Genomic DNA, 21,468 nt, shown 5'->3' on the forward strand with positions numbered 1-21,468 from the left:
CGAAATGGGAGTTTTTTTATGATACTTTCGATTCAGGTGAATGATCCGTTAATGGTACTGCTTTGGCGCCACTTAATTTTGCGATAGCAAAACCGATAATAGCTCCAACTAATGCTGGTACTAACCAGCCAATTCCTTCATTATATAATGGAATAAATTCGAAATAAGATGTGATAGATGAAACAGGAATATTCCCTTGTTTTAATCCATCAAATACGCTCACAATTGCAGATCCAATTAACGCACCTACATAAACAGAACGATATCCACCGAAATATTTATGAAGTAATGATAGTAATACGAGTACAATCGCAATTGGATATACAACAAGTAAAATAGGAACAGAGATTGCGATAATTTTTGTTAAACCTAAGTTGGCAACTAATAATCCTAATGTGCAAATGACACTTGCTAACGTTGTGTATGAAAATTTCGTTAATAATGTTGAGAAGTATTGACTGCATGCAGATACAAGTCCAATACATGTTGTTAAGCAAGCGAGTGTAACGATAAGAGATAATAGAATTAGACCATATGGACCGAGTAATTGTTGTACGATAACGGTAAGTAGCTGTCCGCCGTTTGTTGCGTATCCGAGAGAGACACTAGTTGTACCGAGCCAGCCAAGTGCACCATATACAAGTACGAGACCAGTAGCGGCAATAAGTCCTGCTTTTGCTGTTGCGATGGCAATTGATTTGCGGTCATTCACACCTTTTGAGTGAATTGCATTTACAACGATAATTCCAAATGCAAGCGCTGAAATGGTATCCATCGTTAAGTATCCTTCCATAAAACCTTTGAAAACTGGAGAAGTTTGATACTCTTGCATTGCTGGTCCTGATTGCCCAAGTGGTGAAAATACACTCTTAAAGAATAATAAGAAAATAGAGAGTAATAAAATAGGTGTTAATACGCTTCCGATACGATCGACGAGTTTAGAAGGATTTAAACTAAGCCAAAATACGATAGCAAAGAAGATGACTGTGTATAAAAATAGCGTTAGGCTGCTAGAGCGAATAGTTTCTGGTAAGAAAGAACTAATTCCCATTTCATAAGCGACATTAGCAACACGTGGGATGCCCATAGATGGACCGATTGCAATGTATACAACTACCGTAAAGAATATTCCGAATAATGGGTGAACATGACTTGCAAGTTGTTGCATTCCATTTCCTGATAGAGAAATAGCGATAACAGTAAGTAGTGGTAAGCCGACTCCTGTTAGTAAAAAACCAATCATTGCTGGCCAAAAATTTTCACCAGCATTTTGTCCAAGCATTGGAGGGAAAATTAAATTTCCTGCTCCAAAAAATAAAGAAAACAGCATAAGACCTGTGAAAAAAACATGTTTTTTTGATACAGTGTTCATTGTTTTTTTTCTCCTTTTTTGTAAATTCATTGTAAGAACACAAAAAACTCGTCCCTTAAGAAAGGGACGAGTTATATTTACCCGCGATACCACCCTAATTTATACATGTAGAAATATATCTATATGTATACGGCTTTACAACGTACAACATGATACGTGTTCCTTGTAACGGGGGACGACCGGTAAGAACTTACTTTAGCATTCGGTTCTACTTCTCGGAGATGATTTTCGGTTACGAACTGAGCGTTGGCTTTCAGCAAAATACCAACTCTCTGGGGAACAGCTCTATAACATACTCGTTCTCGTCAATGAATTTTTATTCAAGTATTCTGACAACATTTTTACATGTTTTTTTTAGAAAGTCAACATATTTTTTGGGAAATACACTTTCCTGTAGAAATATAGCTGAGAATATAAGGGTTAATACTATTTGTAAAAATGCTGTAAAACATTATAGAGAATTGTAAAGTTTATGGAGAAAATCGATATTTATAGGAGTAAGGAAGGAATTGTTTGAATTTGCAGAGAATAATACAACAATCCACTTGCTGGAAAGAACAAACCAAAAGAGGTGACTGAAATGCTTGCGATGGGAGTATTATTTGGCATTATTGCTATAATTGGTTTTATGTGGTTATATTATTCGCGTTCGTTTAAACAAGCAGAAGTTTTACTCTTTCAAAAAGGTAGTTTGTTGACAAATCAGTCTAGATATTTAGTATGTCCGAAGTGTGGAAGTGCACAGGCCAGGAGTGGAGGATATCAAGAGTGTTGCAAAATTAGATTATGAAAGAAGGAAGCCTCACATTATTTTGTGAGGCTTCCTTCCTTACAATTTTTTCGCGCTCCAAATTGTCCAACGATCTCTTTCGATGATAGGAGAGACGTTTTGTAATGCCGTTTGGATATGATGTAGAAGTTGAGAAAGTTCATTATCTGTTAGTTCATATAGAATGGATCGGCCTGTTCGAGGAGATAAATCTTGTAGCAAAGCCTCTACAGAATCATGTACTTTTCGTACTTCCCATTGTGTTTGAATGGGGAGCGCTTGAAGAGGATATGTTTGTAATAATTGCTGTATAGTAGTGGTTTTTGGTCTTCTTTGCGCTTCTGTTTCAATGAGTTTTGGAAAGACCGAGAAAAAATATCCACGAAGGTGTTCAGGACTTCCTGGGATTATACAATCTTCAATGGTCCGGTCTTGTAAAATAAGTAGACCGTCTTTTTTTAATATACGAGAAGCCTCTCGTATAAATGTGGGAATATCATGCAAATGATGAATGACTGCACGAGAAATGACAAGGTCGAATGTTTCATTAGGGAATGAGATATTATGTGCATCACCGTGAATGAATGAAATGTTTGGGAAGGCATTACAATTTTCTTTTGCAGCTTGTAATATTTCTTTTGAAAAATCAAGCCCAACAACACTTTTGGCTCCCATAAGAGCAAGTTCTTTCGTGTAAATGCCGCCACCACAACCTATATCAATTACTTGTTTATTTTGCACATCTACAATATTGTTTATTGTTTCCTGCCATGAAATATGTGCGTTACGATTTGCATACGTATACTTATTATTTGCATCATGAAAATTAATGGACATTGTAAAATCCTCCCTTCAGTTTATAGTATAGCTCATTCTATATAATGTAACGTTTTTGTTTTATGCATGAGGGTTATAAGAATTTCTTATTGGAAAAGGAGAATCGATTTGAAAGGGAAATATTTAATGTTTTTATGTGTTATTTTACTCGCGTCGTGTGGTCAATCCGAGCAAAAGAAAGAACCGGAACAAGTAGAGGAGACAGTGAATGAAATGAGAGAACCATTACAAGTAACTGTTATGCAAAAAGGTAAAGAAGAAAAAAATTTAAAGAAAATGGATGCGGAGTTGGTGGTGGATATTATAAACAAAGCGGAAAAACAAGAAGTAACGGGTAGTTTTGGTGAACCGGAATATGAAATACAAATTAGTAGTGATGGAAAAAAAGAAACATATTATGCATGGTTAAGAGGAGAAGATCGCCGAGGATGGATTCAATATAAGAAAGATATGTATATGCTTAACGAAAAAGATACGGAAAAGCTTTTGGCTATCTTTCCAAAGATTCCAGAACAAAAAGAAGATGAGATGCAGGTAGGTACTTTAACGGAAGTAACAAAAAAAGACATGCAGATTACTGCGTTTCATATTAAAGCTGGTGATCAAAAAATGAATTATACAGTACGTTATACGATTTCACAATCACTATATAATAAGTTAGCAAAGGAACAAGAATATTATTTGCAATTAATTTTCCCGGAAAAGGTCCAAAAATTAATTGGCGCAAAAGAGAGTGAAATAATTTCAGCTGAAAAAGTAAAGGAAGGGTATAAACAGTATGAGTTGAATGTTACTGTTCCGATAAAAGATGCTTCAGAATCACAATTAAAATCACTAGAAACCTATTATGATAATCACGATTTACAAATATTAAATAGTAAGAAAGAAAAAGTAGGAGCATTTCAAAACATTATTCAAATTGTTAAAGAGTATGGTGAAAAAATGAATTTACAAAGATAAAGTGAAATTTTAATCAGTGGGGGCATCCCCCGCTGATTATTAGCACGAATCCTACCTAAATTCTTTGCTCCAGCCGAATTTTGAGGTGGGATTCTTACTGCCCGTAAATAGCGGGCAGTAAGAATCATAAAGTCTATATGGCCTTTCCTAGGAAATGATAATAGAGGGGAAAGATCCCCTCTATTATTTTGCTTTTGCAGATGGCTCATTCATTGATTTTCGTGTAATTAGAAAGGAAATCATAAGAGCAGAAAGAATAATAAGGGCTATAAATAAGTGATTTGGCAACCAATCTAATAATAATACGTAGCTGACGGTATAAAAAATAAGAGTTGAAGCTAAAAACGATAGAGCGCCTATCATAAGAGATTGTAATTTCATTTGTATTTACCTCCTTTTATTTTTATTTTTGGCTAAAAATGGATGGAATAAACATTATTTCTAACAATAGAAAAAAATATGTCATAATAGAGAAAAAGAATAAGTTTTGATGAGTGTATATGGCTCAATAAAGCGAGATAAAGGAGAGGAATATGAAAAATAATAAAAAAGGATTATGGGGAGTTATAGTTGCAATAGGGTTATTTTTACTATCTAAGTTAAAATGGGTATTTGCAATTTTTAAGTTAGCAAAATTTTCAACAGTATTTAGTATGTTTTTATCGCTTGGTGCATACGCAGTCATATATGGTTGGAAGTTTGGGGTAGCACTCGTATATTTATTGTTTGTACATGAGATGGGGCATTTATGGGCAGCGAGAAAGAAAGGGATACCAACATCGCCAGCAATCTTCATACCATTTATGGGAGCTCTTATTGGGATGAAAGAGATGCCGAAAAATGCAAAAGATGAAGCTTACATTGCATATATGGGACCTCTTTTCGGATTGCTTTCATTTTTACCTGCGATCCCACTGTATATAATCACGAAAGAGCCGTTTTGGGCGCTTATTATTTTACTTGGAAGTATGATTAATTTCTTTAATTTAATTCCAGTTTCTCCATTAGATGGTGGACGAATAATTTCAGTTGTAAGCACGAAAATTTGGGGAGCAGGGCTAGTTTTACTACTTGGCTATTCTATTTACTTCAAGAGTATTTTAGGAGGATTTATTTTTATTATCGGCTGTATGGAACTATATAGAGTAATAAAGAGAGATGAGCCGATTAAGGAATTAGGATATAAAATCGATGGAATGACAGGATATGTTGCTAGGCTTGAAGAGGAATTAAAAGAAACTGGTGCGGTGCATCGAACGATTTATATGATTCACCATGAAATGAACGTATTAAGACAAAGAGAACGTGAAAAAGAATTAAAAACAGGAGAACTTCAAAAGATTGAAGTGCTAGAGTACCTTTTACCAAAATTTGAGCCACTTGATTATGTCCCATATGAAGATGAAAAAGAAATGCATACAATTCATATAAGAGAAGCATTTGAAATGTCAGAAAGAAAATTAAATGAATGGGAAACAGAAAAGGAACAACAAGAAAATTATTATAAAGTCGATACGAAAACGAAATGGACAGTATTTGCTTGTTATATCGGATTAATGGCTATACTCGGTTATACAGCTTATGAAGGTTATGTTGTTTTACAAGAGCATTTACCAAGGAGAAGTTTGTAGAAAAATAGTGTCGAAATGAAAAGGAGGATTTAAACAGGAATTACATTTCTACGAGAGAATGTTACAAGTGTAACAGTACATTGTAATATTCATAGTAGAAAAGGGGTTCTGTATATGAAGAAATTGTTAAGTGTATTGGTAACTATTACTGTGATGGCAATAGCGAGCTATAGTCTTATGAAAGTACTATTATATTATGCGAATAAGTCTGCTGGAGTAAATACAGTAGCACAAATAGAAGAGGTGCAAGAGAAGAAGAAGACACTCGATTTTGTTCGTACGACACATGAAAGTTATAATAATTTCTTGAATTATGGCAAGGCAGAGAAATATACAGATGGGGATTGGAAACATTTTAAACGATGGTTTCAAGAGCAAGAAGCCTCTTTAAAAAATATACATAAAGAAATAAAAAATGAAAAAATAAAACGCGATGTGAATAGAAGTTATGAAATTGTAAAAAAAGGTGTGGAGCTTCAGAATATTGAGTATGTAATCTATGCTCATCGCGTATATCATGACTTGGATATACTTGTGAATAAACATAAAGGTGAAACGAATATATGGGGGTATACAGAGTTTGGAGATGGGCAAAATATAAGAGTAATTGAACAAGCAATACAAACAAAGTAGTAGGCTAGCTAGAATTCTAGTTAGCTTTTTTTTTGAGCACAATTAATGGGGGCTAATAATTAGTAGCGGATGGGAGCACATCACTATTTAAAATTTATTTAATATGTGCATTGTTCATATATTTTTCACAAAAACACCATGTTAATAGTGATTAAAATCACAATATGTATTATACAATTCAGTTAAACTAAAAACAGTTAAGGAAATAGAGGAGTGGCATACAATGTTAAGTGCAAAAACAATTGAAATCGTAAAGTCAACAGTACCGTTATTACAAGAAAAAGGCGTTGAGATTACAACGAGATTTTATCAAATTTTATTTTCGGAACATCCGGAGTTATTGAATATTTTCAACCATACGAACCAGAAAAAAGGAAGACAACAACAAGCATTAGCAAATGCTGTTTATGCAGCTGCAATGTACATTGATAATTTAGAAGCTATTATTCCAGTTGTAAAACAAATCGGTCATAAGCATAGAAGTTTAGGTATTAAAGCAGAGCATTATCCAATAGTAGGTACATGCTTACTACGAGCGATTAAAGAGGTCGCAGGCGCGCCTGATGAAGTTTTAAATGCATGGGGAGAAGCGTATGGCGTCATTGCTGATGCATTCATTAGCATTGAAGCGGGTATGTATGAAGAAGCTGCACATAAAGAAGGTGGGTGGAAAGATTTCCGCAACTTTGTGATTGTTAAAAAAGTGAAGGAAAGCGACGTTATTACATCATTTTATTTAAAACCTGAAGATGGCGGGAAAGTTTCTTCATTCATCCCAGGACAATATGTAACGATTCAAATAAATATTAAAGGTGAGACATATACACATAATCGTCAATATAGCTTGTCTGATGCTCCAGGAAAAGAATATTATCGTATTAGTGTAAAGAAAGAAAAAGGTGTAGATACACCAGATGGTAAAGTATCTAATTACTTACATGATCATGTAGGGGAAGGGGATGTCTTACCAGTAAGTGCACCAGCGGGAGATTTCGTATTAAATATGGAGTCAACATTACCTGTTGTACTAATTAGTGGTGGAGTAGGTATTACACCGATGATGAGTATGTTAAATACGTTAATTGAACAAGAATCCAAGCGTAATGTATGCTTTGTTCATGCAGCGATAAATAGTAATACACATGCGATGAAAGAGCATGTTGAGACAGTAGAAAAAGAGTATGAACAAGTTAAAGCATATACTTGCTATTCTTCACCGACAGAGCAAGATGTGGAAATGAAGAATTTTGATCAAGAAGGATTCATTGAACGTGAATGGTTACAAACTATTATTCCAACAACTGAAGCAGAATTTTATTTCTGCGGTCCAGTACCATTTATGAAACATATAAATGCAGCATTAATTGATTTGGGTGTTAAACAAGAGAACATTCATTATGAATTTTTCGGTCCCGCAGCAAGCTTACAATAGGTTAACGTTGCCAAGCGAAAAACGAGGTATTATTTTACCTCGTTTTTCGCTTGTTCTCTAAGTAAGCGATTTACTGTTTCGCGGCGTACACCTATGAGCTGACCAATTTCAGTTTGTGTTAATATTTCATAAATAGGGATGTCACCTAAATAAAAGGTGAACCACTCTTGTAAACGATGAAGGCGCTCTTTAGGAGAGACAGTTGTCAATTGATCGATACGCTGTTGCATCATTCTTAACTTCGATTGTAATTGTATAGCGATATTTTCATATGATGCAGGATTTGCCTGAAGTTTGTCGTACCATTCATTGCTAATTATAGGCTCGACTTCTGTTTTCATTAAAGCGATAGCTGTACCGTGATATTCCTTCGGTGAAATTAAAGAATGGTGAGGTATCGTTTCACCAGGAACGATAATATTAAATAAAAATGGTGTTCCGTCTTCTTCTAACCGAATCACTTTTAATAAACCTGTTTTTATAAAATATAATGGACCGTCCTCACCTTGACGGAATAATACATCTCCCTTATGTAGAATCAATGTTAGCCCCCCATTAAAACATTTCTATTTCTTATATTTTAGCGTATATGTATAAAGACAATATGCTTTTTAAACAGCAATTTCATTGACGAAATGTATGCTATTACAGTAGTATACTATTTAGTGTGTAATAGTACTAGCAATGAATACGCTGTAGGGGGTTTAGTATATTGTTAGATGCGATGAAGATGACGGATATGAGAATTCCGGCGAATGCTATCATTCATGTAGAAGAGATGAAAGGTGGAGTCGTTTTATCCGTTGAAATAGACGGCCAAATTATTTATACGATGGCTTATGATGAAGAAACAGATAGTTATGCTGAATTATATGATCGAAACGATAAGAGGGCGTGCCAAGTACATGAAGACTTTATGGGATGGTCACTTCTTCACTAAAAAGATGTCAATATGACATCTTTTTTTATTGAATCGATAGATTATACAAAGAAATGAAATATAAGGATAAAATTTGTAATAAATGATTTTGCATTGTTAGCGCTTTGTAACTGTAAGATAACTGTTTTTTCGCTATCATAAAGATAACAGTCATAGCTATAGGAGTGGTCAACTTGAAGAAATTACATATTTCAAATTTTATGCTATTAAGTGTTTGTTTAGTTTTATTTGTTCTCCTAGGAGCCTTTTTATATTCATGTGTATAAGAAAAAACGCATTCTAGAAAGAACGCGTTATAAAAATGAAGTAATGATTAATCTAGTTCCAAGAATAATTAATGTGATACGTAATAAATTAATTATTGCATTACCGCTTAATTTTGTGTTAATATAAGCCCCGATTTTTCCGCCAATCCATGCACCAGGAATAAGAATTAATGCATAAGCCCAGCTGACATTTCCTAGAGAGATGTGAGTTAAAGAACTTACAATTGCTGAGAGAAATACGATAAACATTGAAGTTGCTACAGCAATGTGTGCTGGGAACGCAAAAAGGAGCATCATCGCTGGCACAAGTAAGGCACCACCACCGATTCCAAATAATCCGGATATAAATCCAACTATAAAGGCAATAAAGATAGCGAGAAATGGTGGGAATTGATAGTCTACAGTATTTCCTTTGTTATCTGTAAAAGATCGCTTAATTACAGTCATATTTGATAGGGAAAGAGGTTTCAATTTGTCTCGTAGTATAAGAAGAATGGAGACGAATATAAGAAAAATCCCAAAGTATAAAGAAAATGTATCTTGGTTTAAAAATTTGTTTGCCCATGATCCGATAATACCACCAGGGCCACTCCCGATAAATAAAATAAGTCCACTTTTATAATCTACCCGTTTATGTTTCATATAAGTAAGGGTAGAAGCCAGCCCTGTAAAAACGACTGTTACCATAGAAGTTCCTACTGCGAGTTGTGGTGATAAACTGTGTAATCCAATTAATAACGGAACGATAATAATTCCGCCTCCAAGTCCGACTAGGCTCCCGACTGTCCCGGCGATTAATCCGATGAAAAGTAACATGATGTATTCCAAAATTGCCAACTCCTCTATATAACTTATCCATCAATCATTATACACGCTTTTTAATAAGAAATAGGCTTGTTCACAAAAAAGTCGTCTTCCTAGAAAAATAAGGAAGACGACTTTTGATTAAAAGATTAAGTGTAATAAGTAGTAAAATAATGCAGCTAAAGAAGCTGAAATAGGAAGTGTAATAACCCATGTAATTAACATGCGTTTTGCAGTTCCCCATTTTACACCTTTCACGCGATGTGAAGCACCAACTCCTAAAATAGAAGAAGAGATAACGTGCGTCGTACTAACCGGTAAGTGAATAAATGTTGCGCCGAAAATAACAAGTGATGATGATAAATCGGCAGCTACACCATTTACAGGACGAATTTTCATAATTTGTCCACCGACAGTTTTAATAATTTTCCAACCACCGACAGAAGTACCAAGACCCATTGCGATTGCACAAGATAATTGTACCCAGAAAGGGATATCGCCAGAAGTATGATAGTTATTGGCCATAAGAGCCATCGTAATGATTCCCATTGCTTTTTGTGCATCATTCGTACCGTGCGTATAAGCTTGCAATGCAGCGGTGAAAATCTGGAATATACGGAAGTTCTTGTTCGTTTTCGTTAAGTTAAAGTTTTTAAATACCACTTTAAAAATACTATATACGATGTAACCAATAACAAAAGCGATGATCGGTGAAATGATTAAAGCTTCAAGAATTTTTATAAACCCTTTATAGTTTAATGAGCTAATACCAGCAGCAGCAATTGCTGCACCAGCGATTGCGCCAATGATTGCATGCGAAGAACTACTTGGAATGCCATAGTACCAAGTGATCAAATTCCAGACTATTGCCGCAAGCAAAGCAGCTAAAATTACAAGAGAACCATTTTGCAAAGCAAACGGGTCAACAATATCTTTTGTAATCGTTTTTGCTACACCTGTAAATGTCATCGCACCTAAAAAGTTCATAATAGCTGCCATAACAATTGCATGTCTAGGCTTTAGAGCTTTCGTTGAAACAGCCGTTGCAATAGCGTTTGCTGTATCGTGAAATCCATTGATAAAGTCAAAAGCTAAAGCGCAAATGACTACTAAAACGGTCAGTATCAAGAGTGTATCCATGATCAAACTCCTTACGCGTTCTTCATAATGATTGTTTCTAATACGTTTGCAACGCTTTGACAGCTATCAGCTACTTCTTCAAGCTCTTCGTAAATCTCTTTAAATTGAATAATCTTAATCGGATCTTTCTCACGAGAGAATAAGTGCTTAATCGCATGACGGCGAATATCATCACATTGTGACTCGTAATCCTTAATCTTGATCGCATTTGTACGAATATCGACTAATTTCTTTTTAGAAAGTAGTTCAACAGAATTTGCAATCTCAATCGCACATTGATTAATTGCTTCAACGAATTTAATCATGTATTCATCAGCTTCTGTAATAGAATACATTTCGAATAGACCAGCACTGTGATCTAATCCGTCTAATACATCATCCATACTCATTGCAAGTTGTAGGATGTCTTCACGTTCAATAGGAGTAATAAACGCTTTGTTTAGCTCCATAATGATTTCGTGAATGAATGAGTCACCTTTTGACTCATACTCTTTCATGCGCATAGAAAACTCTTTTAAATCGCTAGCATTTTTAATTTTATACTCCACGAAAAACTGCGCGCCTTCTTTTAAATTTTCGGAAACGTTCATAAGCATTTCAGAAAATTTATCTTTTTTTGATTTAAAGACCATTATTGTTACCCCCACAAAAGTAATATATGTAAAATATATTGGCTAATCAATTCTAACAAAAAACTGTCGTTTTTTAAAACATTTTATCGAAAAGTTTACAAAAACTTAACAAAACTCTCATTGTTGTATTAATAATATTAATACTCAACAATGAATATCTTACTTGTAGAATGTCCTTTTCTTGCAAAAAGTATGAATGTGAAAGAAAAGCTTTACACTATAGGAACGACTACGTTATTATAATAAATTTAAAAGGAGGTATATTCTTCCTTTTAAAAAAAGAGTGTAAACAAATGAAGGAAGTGAACCAATGAAATTGAAGAACACTCACTTTAAAAAAACGCTTGAGTGGTTCAATAAGAGGAAGAAACTACGCAATTCATTAATTGTATTGGGAAGTTTACTTGCTACTCTATTTATTGTTGTAAATATAATAATTTCCATTCAAGATATATCTGAATTAAAACAAGCTGTTCCACAACCGACTTTAATTTATGATGCAAATAATGAAGTTGCGACTAAATTAGCTTCTTCTAAAACAGAAGGGGTCAAAAGGAAAGATATTCCTGATATTATGGTTCAAGCAATTGTTGCAGTAGAAGATAAGGAATTTTTTAGTCATCATGGTATTTACTATAGTGGAATTATAAGTGCTGTATTTAAGAACATTACAGCCGGTGAAGTTGTGGCAGGTGGTAGTACAATTACACAACAACTTGCGAAAAATGTATTTTTAACGCAAGACCGTACATTCTCGCGTAAAATAAAGGAATACTTTCTAACGAAAAAAATAGAACGTACTTATACGAAAGATGAAATTGTTGAAATGTATATGAATCAAATTTATTTTGGTGAAGGTGCTTGGGGGATAAAAAGAGCAGCTAAATCTTATTTTGATAAAGAAGTAAAAGACTTAACGATTTCAGAAGCTGCAACGATTGCAGGATTAATTAAAGCGCCATCTGCGTATTCGCCGTATAAAAACTTTAATAAATCAATTGAAAGACGTAATGTCGTATTAGGTTTAATGAAGGAGCAAGGATATATTTCTGAAGAACAATATAATCAGGAGAAAGAATCAGGTCTTGTATTACGACGTGGTGTTGACGATAAATATAAGGGAAAATATTCTCAATACGTAGATTATATTGTTAGAGAAGCGATGGACAAGTATGAATTAACACAAAATGAAATTTTAGCAGGTGGCTATCGTATTTATACGGAACTTGACTCGAAAAAACAACAAGCGGTTGAAGATGTTGTGAATAATGATAGTTATTTTAAAGATAGTGGCTCAGATCAGCTTATGCAAGCGGGAGTGGTCCTTATGAATCCAAAAACTGGCGGTGTTCCGGCTTTAGTTGGAGGCAGAGGTCCTTATCAATTTTTACAGTTTAATCATGCAACACAATTAAAAAGACAGCCAGGTTCAACGTTAAAGCCTCTTGCAGTGTATGTACCAGCGTTAGAACAAGGATATGAAGTATACGATGTCTTAAAAGATGAACCGTTTAATATTAAAGAATATGCACCACAAAATAGTGATCATACGTTCCATGGTAATGTGACGATGTATGAAGCGGTGGCAAAGTCATATAATGTTTCAGCAGTTTGGCTATTAGAGAAAATTGGATTAGATAAAGGATTGAAATCTTTAGAGCGGTTTGGTATTCCATTAGAGCCTGAAGACCATACGTATCCGATTGCTTTAGGAGGTATGCATGTAGGGACTTCACCATTTGTAATGGCTCAAGCGTATAGCGCACTTGCAAATGATGGTGTCCAAGTAGAAGCTCATGCCATTAGAGAAATCCAAAATGCTGAAGGGAAAACAATTGGAAAATGGTATAAGAAAGAAACTCGTGTGACGAACGAGAAAGTTGCCCAAAAGATGACATACTTATTAAAAGGTGTTATTGAAAGGGGAACAGGTGAAAAAGCGAAAGTTAATAATATCGATACCGCAGGCAAGACAGGGACTACCCAGCTTGTAAATGGACCAAGCACTGGTGCGAAGGATTCGTGGTTTGTTGGATACACACCGGATTTAGTAGGTGCGATTTGGGTAGGGTATGATAAAACGGATAGTGAGCATTATGTGCCAGGAGGCAGCCAAATTACAACGACAATGTTCCGGGATATTATGAAGAAAGCGAATGGAAATCCAACTCAAAAGGCATTTCAGTTATCGCTAATACCTGAGGCGGATTATACAAAACAATTAAAAACGATTGAGGAAGAAAAACGAAGGAAAGAAGAAGAGAAAAAACGAAAAGAAGAGGAACAACAAAGAAAAGAACAGCAAAATGAATGGATAGATAAAGTGAAAGAGTGGATTCCATTTTGGTAAAAAAAGAGGCGAATAACGAGTTCGCCTCTTTTTTATGAGAAATGAGCGGTTTTATCTCGGTTCAAAATGTGGCAACAGAAAAGAAGTTAGGTGAGAATCGAGCTGCCTATAAAAATTTGATGGGTTTAACTTAATAATCCGTGGGGATGGGAAAAGCGCCACGGATTAAAGCTTCAGTTTATTTATTTAGCGTAACATTGGTCCTACCGAAGGATTGAGAATCATACGTGACGGTTATTATTCCTTTACTAATAGGTTCATATGGCAATTCCTCTTCGGAATTTCCAGTATTTTCATTATGGATAGAGAGTGTTATTTCATCAACGTCTTTATTTTTATATTGATCTTTAATCGTTTCAGCGATTTGAAGTAGGTTTTCATAACTAGAAGCTTCTGTAATAAGCATTCCTTTTATAACTTTTTTTTCATTTTGTGTGGAAGAGGAATACGGGATGTTGTTTTGTTTTGTATACAGAAGTTCGTATGGAATTGTTTTTCTTTCTGCTTTTGAAACATTTGAATAGTTTAGAGTTAAAAGAAACCCTATACATAAAATTATGCATACCATAAGAACAAACCAAAAACGTGTCAGTGATATAATTCGCATTGTCATCCCTCTTTCATGTCTTTGTCTTCACTATTCATCATACAAAAAGAGGATTAAGCTAGAGTAAATTTGAAGTAAAGAAACGTAAAGAAGGAGCACTTATCCTCCAAAATAAGTGCTCCTTTTTATTAAAAGAAAGTTTTAACATACAATCAAAATAATACAAATTACTATAAATCAAACATTCTTGGTCGTTCAAAAATAAAATGAAAACTAAAATTAGTAAATTCGGAAGACTGATAGTGTAGCTGTTGTGTCACCAGTGTTAGGGATGGAAATAGTATTTACTGTAGGTTGTACAGAGATTGTTGTACCAGCTGTTAAAGTAACAATTGTGGAGAAAGAAACCGCACTACCGATAACGTTAGTTGAAAAATTACGAGTAGGTGGTTGACCGTTGAATGAAATACCGAATCCAAATGGTGAAGAACCCGGGAAGGTTGTAGATGCTGAGAAACTAATATCGTATACTCCTGTTTCTAAAATAGTTAAAGTATCTGAAGTGTCATTAAAAATGAGATTATTTAGTTCGAAAACTTGATTGAATTGGATATTCGTTCCAGGTGATATAGTTTGTGGATTAGAATTTCCTATTGCTGCTATAGTTACAGGGAGTGGTGTGCCCGACGGTCCAGTAGCGCCAGTAGCACCAGCCGGACCTTGAGCGCCTTGAGCACCAGCAGCACCAGCCGGACCTAATGATTAATTCGTTCATAGTTCGCTTTAGGTAAAATTGGAATAGAAATAGTGAAAGTTGTACCGTTTTGATTACTAGACATTTTTAATGTACCGTTATGATTTTGAATAATTTTCTTCGTTACTGACAAGCCCAGTCCTGTTCCTGAATCTTTTGTTGAGAAGAATGGATCAAAGATATATTCTTGAATAGCTGGAGGAACCCCAGTTCCGTTATCTGTGAAAGTAATCCGAACAAAGTTATCTAGGCGATAACTAGAGATTTGAATGGAAAGAGGTCTTTCGCCTCGAGCATCGATAGCATTTTGAAATAAATTTAAAAAAACTTGCACAAGTTCATGACGATCGATATTGACAAGTACACCATCTAATTCCGTAGAAAATTCATAGTCAATAGAAATGTTGTGTAAAAAAACTTCACTAGCAAGTAGTTGTTGAATATATTCGCGTAAAAACGTATTGATGGGAAAAGGTTCTCTAGTAAATTCACGCGTTTTTGAAATGGCTAAAAATTTTGTGATAATACTATTTGCACGATCTAGTTCAGGAATGAGTAGACTTTTAAACAATTCTTTATTGGATGGAGAAACGTTATCTTGTAGAAATTGCAAGTATCCACGTACCGTTGTAAGGGGATTTCGTACTTCATGAGCAATCCCAGCTGCGATTCGTCCTGCTAATGAAAATTTTTCTGCATCACGTTCTGTGTTTAAATAATGGAAGACACTAATAACTCTAAAAATCTCTCCGTTATAATCCCGAATAATTCGATTGTTTAAAATACCATAGTTTTTGTCTAACACTTCTTCATTATATATTTCTGTTCCTGTTCTTAATGTTTCAATCGCTTTAATTTGTTCTTCTGGCAAGTTTAGTAATTGTTGAATTGGCTTTCCAATTATATCATTTCGTACTACACCAAAATCATCTGCTGCAGCTTGATTACATAAAGTTATATTTCCTTTACTATCAACAAAGGTGACATGATGTGAAAAAGCATCAAAAATATGAACAAAGTATGTTTCAAGTTGTTCAAATAAAAATAATGAATCGCAAGTAAGTTGAAAATCAGCCTTTTTATTCTCTTTTTGTATGTTTTGAATGGAATGAGTCGTTCTCGTTTTCTTTATTTGTAAACCAATATGTGGATTCTTGTATGTGAAATGATGTGGTAATTGATTCACAAGCTCTTCATATAACCGCACTTTATTTTCTAGTTCTTCTATTCGTTTTTCATGAGATACAATATCATCGTTTGGAAGCATAAATAAATAACCCCTCAATTTAAAAATTCTTCCATTTAGTATATCATATTTTTATACGGATACTCTTAAAGAAGGGGCTACTTAATGAAATTGATTAGCTGAAATGTCTGGGAAGTGAGTAGAATGGATAGAAGGTGAAGTTAAAAAGGGAGGGATATATTTGCTTTTCATTGGAGTGACAGGGTGGGGAGATCATGATTCTTTATATATAAATCCCTATGAAAATAGAAATAAATTGCGAACTTATAGTGAACATTTTCCCATTGTGGAAGTAGATAGTTCATTTTATGCGATACAACCTGCGCGGAATTATACAAAATGGGCGATGGAAACGCCGAAAGATTTTTCTTTTATAGTAAAAGCCTATCAAGGAATGACAGGACATATGAAAGGGGAAATCCCTTTTTCTACGTTCGATGAGATGTTTGATGTGTATAAACAATCCATTCTTCCTTTAATAGAAGCAAATAAATTAAAAATGATTTTATTTCAATATCCACCATGGTTTGATTGTAAAGTGAAAAATGTAGATTTACTTCGATACACGAAAGAAAAAATGGAAGATTTACCATGTGCAATAGAATTTCGAAATCAAACATGGTTTTATCCAGAAATGAGAGATAAGACGTTACAGTTTTTAGAAAAAGAAAACTGGATTCATACAATTTGCGATGAGCCTCAGGCTGGAATAGGATCAGTACCGCTTATATTAGAGGCAACAAACTCGGACATGGCGTTAATACGTTTTCATGGCCGAAATGTTCATGGTTGGCTGGATAAAGGAGAAAATTGGAGAGCGGTTCGCTGTTTGTATCGTTATAATAGTAAAGAATTGGCGGAATGGGTAGAACGATTAGAGCGATTGAAAAAGAAGACGAAGGATATATTTGTATTGTTTAATAATAATTCGGGCGGAGATGCAGCGGATAATGCGAAACAGCTTATGAAAATGATGAACATTACATATGGTGAGCCGAAGCCTGAGCAATTAAATTTGTTTGAATGATGATAAACAAGAAAGGCACTGTACAAACAGGGGGAATGTACAGTGCCTTTCTATATGAAAAAGAGGGGTAACAATGTTACTGAGCGTTTGGTTGATTCATCAATTGTTGGCTTCATAATAAATGATAATGGTTATCATTATCATTGTCAATGGTTTTTCGGAAAATAAGTAAAAAACTTTTTATCCCGCTATTTGCGGCAGTAAAACTCCTACCTCAAAATTCGGCTGGAGCAAAGAAGTTAGGTGGGAGCCCTGCTGCCCGTAAACGCCCGATTGGTGAAGGCTAATAATCAGTGGGGGATGAACAAAACCCCCACTGATTAAAGTTTCACTTTATATTTTAAATAGTAATAAAAAAAGAACAGCAATTACTGCTGTTCTTTTCCATTGATGATTTGTTGTAAATCAAAAGGAGTTATCGCTTGGATAAATTCCTTTGAGATAAGTGTTTGAACGAGAGTGCTTTCAGAAATTGTAGCACCTGTTTTCTTTTCATAAGATTTCTTTAATAAATCAAGTTTTTCAGCCGTTTCTTTCGGTAATTCAATTGTTAATGTGTTCATAATTTCTCCCCCTTACTATTAGAGTACCACTACAGTATAGGAGAGACAAGAAAAGAGAATATGAAACATAAAAAAGGTTACCAAATTTACAAATGGTAACCTTTTTATGTATAAGAGTTATTAAGCAATACCGATATACTTTAAAGTTTTGGATGGAGTACTGTGATCAAAGAAGTGTTGTAAAAATGCAATATCAACACCTGATTTGTATGCACAATAGCCCCAAGTTTTTCGAAGTGTATGTGAGCTAATCCCTTCTAATCCAACTTCTTTTGCAGCTTTGTTTAAAATGTACCATGCATGTTGTCTCGTAATAGACTTTGTTCCTTTTTGAGACTTTAATAATGGTTCATTACGTTTCCAAGTTTTACGTTCTTTCATGTAGTCTTCGATTGCGTGCTGTAAGTCTTCATTTACAGCAAACCATTTATGTTTCTTTACTTTCTCATTGTAAAATAAAATGGAATGGCGAACATTTTCGTCTTCATCGATTACATCACTAACTTTTAATTGTAAGATTTCACTTACTTTTAAGCCAGAATTTACAGCTAATACGAATAATAAGCCATCACGTTTCGAAGATTGTAAAAGTATATTTTTGATAGTTTCTAATTGTTTTTCATTTTGAATAGGTTGTCCTGCTTGTTTCATTTCACGCACTCTCCTCTTTTATATGTGTAAAGGAAAGGATTAACTTGTTTCTTACTATAAAGGGAGAGTGTGAATTTCATGTGAACTCCTAGTGAAATTAAGACAAATTATTTGACTTCTTTTACTTTTTGTAAATTAAAATAAAATACAACGCTATTAGTGGTATTATACACGCCGTATTCAGCGTGATGGAGATCTAAAATGTTTTTCACAATGGATAACCCAAGGCCAGTACCTCCAGTATGACGGCTACGAGAAGCGTCTAAACGGTAGAAGCGATCCCAAATTTTTTCAAGGCTTTCTTCTGGAATAGGATTACCTGTGTTTTCAATTTTGATTTTCACTGTATCTTCCGTTTCTATAACAGAGACGTGTATTTTTTCACCATCTGGAGTATATCGAATTGCATTGCTAAGTAAGTTTACAACGACTTGCTCAATACGGCTACGATTTGCTTTAACAAATAGAGAAGAGTCAGCATGGATGTCCACTTGTAAATGTTTTTCCTCCATGCTAAATAATAATTTTGTATAGACTTGTTGAATTAATTCACCGATTGAGAATGTCGACATTTCTAGTTTGTACGTACCTGATTCTAGTTTTGCTAATTCTAACATTTCAACAATGAGCCTGTTCATATTATCTGTCTCTTCCAAAATAACATTTGTATAATATGTCGTATCTTTACTTACGCCATCTTGAATACCTTCAGCGAAGCTACGAATAACACTAAGTGGTGTTTTTAATTCATGAGATACACCAGAAATGAATTCTTTTCTCGTTTTTTCCAATTGACGTTCGCGTTCAATATCTTGTTGTAATTTTGTATTGGCAACATTTAATCGGTCGATTCGATCTTTTAAATTTACAGAGAGTGTATTAATACCACTTGATAACCCGCCAATTTCATCGTCTGCTGTAACAGGTAACTTCTCGCTAAAATCAAAGTTGGCCATTTTTTTTGTAACACGATTTATCTTAATTAATGGTTTAACAATGATTTTTGAGTAGTAGAAGGATAACAAAATAATAACGAGAAACACGATAATTAAGGCATAGACATAATAATCTTTTAAAACGAGCATCGCTTCATTAACAGGTTGTAAAGATGCTATCGCAAAAGCGTACTCCTTAATTTCTCCGTTTTCCATAATAGGCTTTACAAAGACACTGTTTTTTATATTTTCCCCACTATCTAAAATATACGTGTTTAATTGATTTGAATTAGAAGTACCTTGTCTAATAGTTCTTGCAAAATATTGAACAGCTTGTAATGTTTCAAAATCCTTTGCAAGACGAACCTCAGTTTTGGAAGGAAGCTGTAATTTAGATATTACCCCAGTAAAATAGATTGGAGAACCAGTATTATTATATCGATTTTTAAGTTTATTTTTAGATGGATTACCACTAATGGATTGAAAATCTGAATTGAATTGTTCATTTTCCCATCTAGTATTATTAGTTATTAATTCTTGAGGTGTTATTATATTATTCGGTTGGAGTAGTCCGTCTACATAAATTATTCCATCTTTTTTTAATCCTAATTTTGCGAATTTATTATATTCTTCTGGTGTTAAAAGATTGTTAAGGGGGATGGAATAGGTTTTATTATTGTTAGGGTTAATCACATCAATGGAAAAACTGTTTTCACTTTTAATAATGCCGTTAGAATCTAAAAATTGCATTTCAGCATTCGTTTTATCGTGAAATTCTTGTTTTAGCTTTCTGATTTCCTCAAAACTTTTGTCGCTTTTTTCATAATTATCTACGAATTTTTCAAAAGCCGTTTGAACGGTTTTTATTTTTTTATTAATATAAAACTTCTCTAAAAATAGAGATTGTCCAAGGAAAAAAAGGAGAAATATGATTGTAAATAAAGTTGATGTTAATAAAAATAGTTTAAAGACGATGCTTCTGTTCTTCACTGTTTCACCTCGTATGAAAAATACTGTAATATAAATGATTTCTTAATTATAACAAAGGTTACAAAAAAGTAGAGGGGATAAATCTGCCTCTCTCTAAAGTAGTTTTTTATAGAATGTCACATAAAGAGACGGTACAGTGACTATAGAAGTATTTTAGCATAAAAAAGAACTCGCCAGACGTATGACGAGTTCTTTAGTGTACTATTGCTGAATTGCTGCATCTAAAGCGATTTCAATCATTTCGTTAAATGTAGTTTGGCGCTCTTCAGATGTTGTTTCTTCACCAGTGAAGATATGGTCGCTTACTGTTAATACAGATAATGCATTTACACCATATTTAGCTGCTAATGTGTAAAGAGCAGTCGTCTCCATCTCTACTGCTAATACACCGTAATCTCCAAGTTTTTTAACCATGTCCATGCTCTCACGATAAAATACATCTGCTGTTAATACGTTACCAACACGAACGTGTAATCCTTTTTCTGTTCCAGCATCGTAGGCTTTCTTTAAAAGATCAAAGTTTGCAGCAGGAGCAAAATCAAAACCCGGGAATGTTAAGCGATTCATATTAGAATCTGTACAAGCCGTCATCGCAATAATAACGTCACGTACCTTAACATCTTTTTGAATTGCACCACATGTTCCAACACGAATTAAATTTTTCACTCCGTAGCTTTGAATTAATTCGTTTACATAAATAGAAATAGAAGGAACACCCATACCTGTACCTTGAACAGATACACGCTTTCCTTTATAAGTTCCAGTGAAACCTAACATGCCACGCACGTTATTATAACAAGTAACATCCTCTAAAAATGTTTCAGCAATATATTTTGCACGTAATGGATCACCAGGTAATAGAATAGATTCAGCAATTTCGCCTTGTTTTGCTTCAATATGTACACTCATGAAAAATCCTCCTTATTAATGTATTGATAGAAATCAATATCATTTGCATTATACACTACGACTCCTTTCAATTAAAATCT

Annotated in this window: 22 protein-coding genes and 1 other annotated feature; of the genes, 8 read left to right on the forward strand and 14 right to left on the reverse strand. The window is 34.2% G+C overall.

Features of this window, described 5'->3' with window-relative positions; all coding sequences use genetic code 11:
• Positions 1-16: 16 nt before the first annotated feature.
• Positions 17-1,372, reverse strand: a complete 1,356-nt coding sequence (gene brnQ3 / locus MHH59_RS07260; protein WP_340851010.1) for a branched-chain amino acid transport system II carrier protein BrnQ3 — start codon at positions 1,370-1,372, stop codon at positions 17-19.
• 59 nt (positions 1,373-1,431) lie between these two features.
• Positions 1,432-1,690: a binding site (T-box leader), on the reverse strand.
• Between the two features lie 262 nt (positions 1,691-1,952).
• Here brnQ3 and MHH59_RS07265 point away from each other — a divergent pair.
• On the forward strand, positions 1,953-2,162 hold the full coding sequence (locus MHH59_RS07265) for a hypothetical protein (RefSeq protein WP_000880630.1): 210 nt from the start codon (positions 1,953-1,955) through the stop codon (positions 2,160-2,162).
• 39 nt (positions 2,163-2,201) lie between these two features.
• Here MHH59_RS07265 and MHH59_RS07270 read toward each other — a convergent pair whose 3' ends face one another.
• Positions 2,202-2,978 (reverse strand): class I SAM-dependent methyltransferase, encoded by a 777-nt coding sequence (locus MHH59_RS07270; protein ID WP_002126342.1) that lies wholly within the window; start codon positions 2,976-2,978, stop codon positions 2,202-2,204.
• A 108-nt stretch (positions 2,979-3,086) separates the two neighbouring features.
• Between MHH59_RS07270 and MHH59_RS07275 the strand changes: the two genes are divergently transcribed.
• Positions 3,087-3,938 carry a hypothetical protein gene (locus tag MHH59_RS07275; RefSeq protein ID WP_002126344.1) on the forward strand — a complete coding sequence of 284 codons (852 nt, stop codon included), beginning with the start codon at positions 3,087-3,089 and terminating at the stop codon, positions 3,936-3,938.
• Between the two features lie 183 nt (positions 3,939-4,121).
• On the opposite strand, the gene MHH59_RS07280 is transcribed toward MHH59_RS07275, so the two are convergent.
• Positions 4,122-4,319, reverse strand: coding sequence for a hypothetical protein (locus tag MHH59_RS07280; RefSeq protein WP_000776287.1), 198 nt, complete (start codon positions 4,317-4,319; stop codon positions 4,122-4,124).
• Between the two features lie 152 nt (positions 4,320-4,471).
• Between MHH59_RS07280 and MHH59_RS07285 the strand changes: the two genes are divergently transcribed.
• The 3 genes from MHH59_RS07285 (at position 4,472) to hmpA (ending at position 7,634) form a co-directional block, all read left to right on the forward strand.
• Positions 4,472-5,569 (forward strand): site-2 protease family protein, encoded by a 1,098-nt coding sequence (locus tag MHH59_RS07285; protein WP_002186315.1) that lies wholly within the window; start codon positions 4,472-4,474, stop codon positions 5,567-5,569.
• Between the two features lie 114 nt (positions 5,570-5,683).
• Positions 5,684-6,202 (forward strand): hypothetical protein, encoded by a 519-nt coding sequence (locus MHH59_RS07290; protein WP_002186313.1) that lies wholly within the window; start codon positions 5,684-5,686, stop codon positions 6,200-6,202.
• Positions 6,203-6,425: 223 nt separating this feature from the next.
• Positions 6,426-7,634 (forward strand): NO-inducible flavohemoprotein, encoded by a 1,209-nt coding sequence (gene hmpA, locus MHH59_RS07295; protein ID WP_002126349.1) that lies wholly within the window; start codon positions 6,426-6,428, stop codon positions 7,632-7,634.
• Positions 7,635-7,663: 29 nt separating this feature from the next.
• On the opposite strand, the gene MHH59_RS07300 is transcribed toward hmpA, so the two are convergent.
• Entirely contained in the window at positions 7,664-8,176 is a 513-nt protein-coding gene (locus MHH59_RS07300) for a Crp/Fnr family transcriptional regulator (RefSeq protein ID WP_002086692.1), read from the reverse strand.
• Positions 8,177-8,346: 170 nt separating this feature from the next.
• On the opposite strand from MHH59_RS07300, the gene MHH59_RS07305 reads away from it, so the two are divergent.
• Complete coding sequence (locus tag MHH59_RS07305) at positions 8,347-8,574, forward strand: hypothetical protein (RefSeq protein WP_000883004.1); 228 nt, start codon at positions 8,347-8,349, stop codon at positions 8,572-8,574.
• Between the two features lie 293 nt (positions 8,575-8,867).
• Here the strand turns inward: MHH59_RS07305 and MHH59_RS07310 are convergent, their stop codons facing one another.
• The 3 genes from MHH59_RS07310 to MHH59_RS07320 form a co-directional block, all read right to left on the reverse strand.
• The gene (locus tag MHH59_RS07310; RefSeq protein ID WP_078421980.1) at positions 8,868-9,668 is read right to left on the reverse strand and encodes a sulfite exporter TauE/SafE family protein; all 801 of its coding nucleotides are present in this window, start codon (positions 9,666-9,668) and stop codon (positions 8,868-8,870) included.
• Positions 9,669-9,785: 117 nt separating this feature from the next.
• On the reverse strand, positions 9,786-10,784 hold the full coding sequence (locus MHH59_RS07315) for an inorganic phosphate transporter (protein ID WP_002126356.1): 999 nt from the start codon (positions 10,782-10,784) through the stop codon (positions 9,786-9,788).
• Between the two features lie 11 nt (positions 10,785-10,795).
• Positions 10,796-11,416, reverse strand: a complete 621-nt coding sequence (locus MHH59_RS07320) for a DUF47 domain-containing protein (RefSeq protein WP_000231445.1) — start codon at positions 11,414-11,416, stop codon at positions 10,796-10,798.
• A gap of 310 nt (positions 11,417-11,726) precedes the next feature.
• Here MHH59_RS07320 and MHH59_RS07325 point away from each other — a divergent pair, with 310 nt between their 5' ends.
• The gene (locus MHH59_RS07325; protein ID WP_340851011.1) at positions 11,727-13,766 is read left to right on the forward strand and encodes a transglycosylase domain-containing protein; all 2,040 of its coding nucleotides are present in this window, start codon (positions 11,727-11,729) and stop codon (positions 13,764-13,766) included.
• Between the two features lie 178 nt (positions 13,767-13,944).
• Here MHH59_RS07325 and MHH59_RS07330 read toward each other — a convergent pair whose 3' ends face one another.
• The 3 genes from MHH59_RS07330 to MHH59_RS07340 form a co-directional block, all read right to left on the reverse strand.
• On the reverse strand, positions 13,945-14,373 hold the full coding sequence (locus tag MHH59_RS07330) for a hypothetical protein (protein WP_033708929.1): 429 nt from the start codon (positions 14,371-14,373) through the stop codon (positions 13,945-13,947).
• A 219-nt stretch (positions 14,374-14,592) separates the two neighbouring features.
• Entirely contained in the window at positions 14,593-14,976 is a 384-nt protein-coding gene (locus MHH59_RS07335) for a Gly-Xaa-Xaa repeat protein (RefSeq protein ID WP_252188976.1), read from the reverse strand.
• A gap of 92 nt (positions 14,977-15,068) precedes the next feature.
• Positions 15,069-16,334: an ATP-binding protein gene (locus MHH59_RS07340; protein ID WP_002126365.1), complete on the reverse strand. Its 1,266-nt coding sequence runs from the start codon at positions 16,332-16,334 to the stop codon at positions 15,069-15,071.
• A gap of 160 nt (positions 16,335-16,494) precedes the next feature.
• Between MHH59_RS07340 and MHH59_RS07345 the strand changes: the two genes are divergently transcribed.
• Positions 16,495-17,340 carry a DUF72 domain-containing protein gene (locus MHH59_RS07345; protein WP_002086674.1) on the forward strand — a complete coding sequence of 282 codons (846 nt, stop codon included), beginning with the start codon at positions 16,495-16,497 and terminating at the stop codon, positions 17,338-17,340.
• 368 nt (positions 17,341-17,708) lie between these two features.
• Here MHH59_RS07345 and MHH59_RS07350 read toward each other — a convergent pair whose 3' ends face one another.
• The 4 genes from MHH59_RS07350 to deoD all read right to left on the reverse strand — a co-directional run bounded on the left by MHH59_RS07350 (position 17,709) and on the right by deoD (position 21,388).
• Complete coding sequence (locus MHH59_RS07350; RefSeq protein ID WP_002011737.1) at positions 17,709-17,903, reverse strand: DUF3924 family protein; 195 nt, start codon at positions 17,901-17,903, stop codon at positions 17,709-17,711.
• Between the two features lie 120 nt (positions 17,904-18,023).
• Positions 18,024-18,554, reverse strand: coding sequence for a tyrosine-type recombinase/integrase (locus tag MHH59_RS07355; RefSeq protein WP_000806230.1), 531 nt, complete (start codon positions 18,552-18,554; stop codon positions 18,024-18,026).
• Positions 18,555-18,661: 107 nt separating this feature from the next.
• The gene (locus MHH59_RS07360) at positions 18,662-20,479 is read right to left on the reverse strand and encodes a sensor histidine kinase (protein ID WP_085310064.1); all 1,818 of its coding nucleotides are present in this window, start codon (positions 20,477-20,479) and stop codon (positions 18,662-18,664) included.
• Between the two features lie 201 nt (positions 20,480-20,680).
• Positions 20,681-21,388, reverse strand: a complete 708-nt coding sequence (gene deoD, locus MHH59_RS07365; RefSeq protein ID WP_000110707.1) for a purine-nucleoside phosphorylase — start codon at positions 21,386-21,388, stop codon at positions 20,681-20,683.
• Positions 21,389-21,468: the final 80 nt, after the last annotated feature.

This window comes from Bacillus sp. FSL E2-0195, assembly GCF_038003645.1.
Classification (GTDB): Bacteria; Bacillota; Bacilli; order Bacillales; family Bacillaceae_G; genus Bacillus_A; species Bacillus_A mycoides.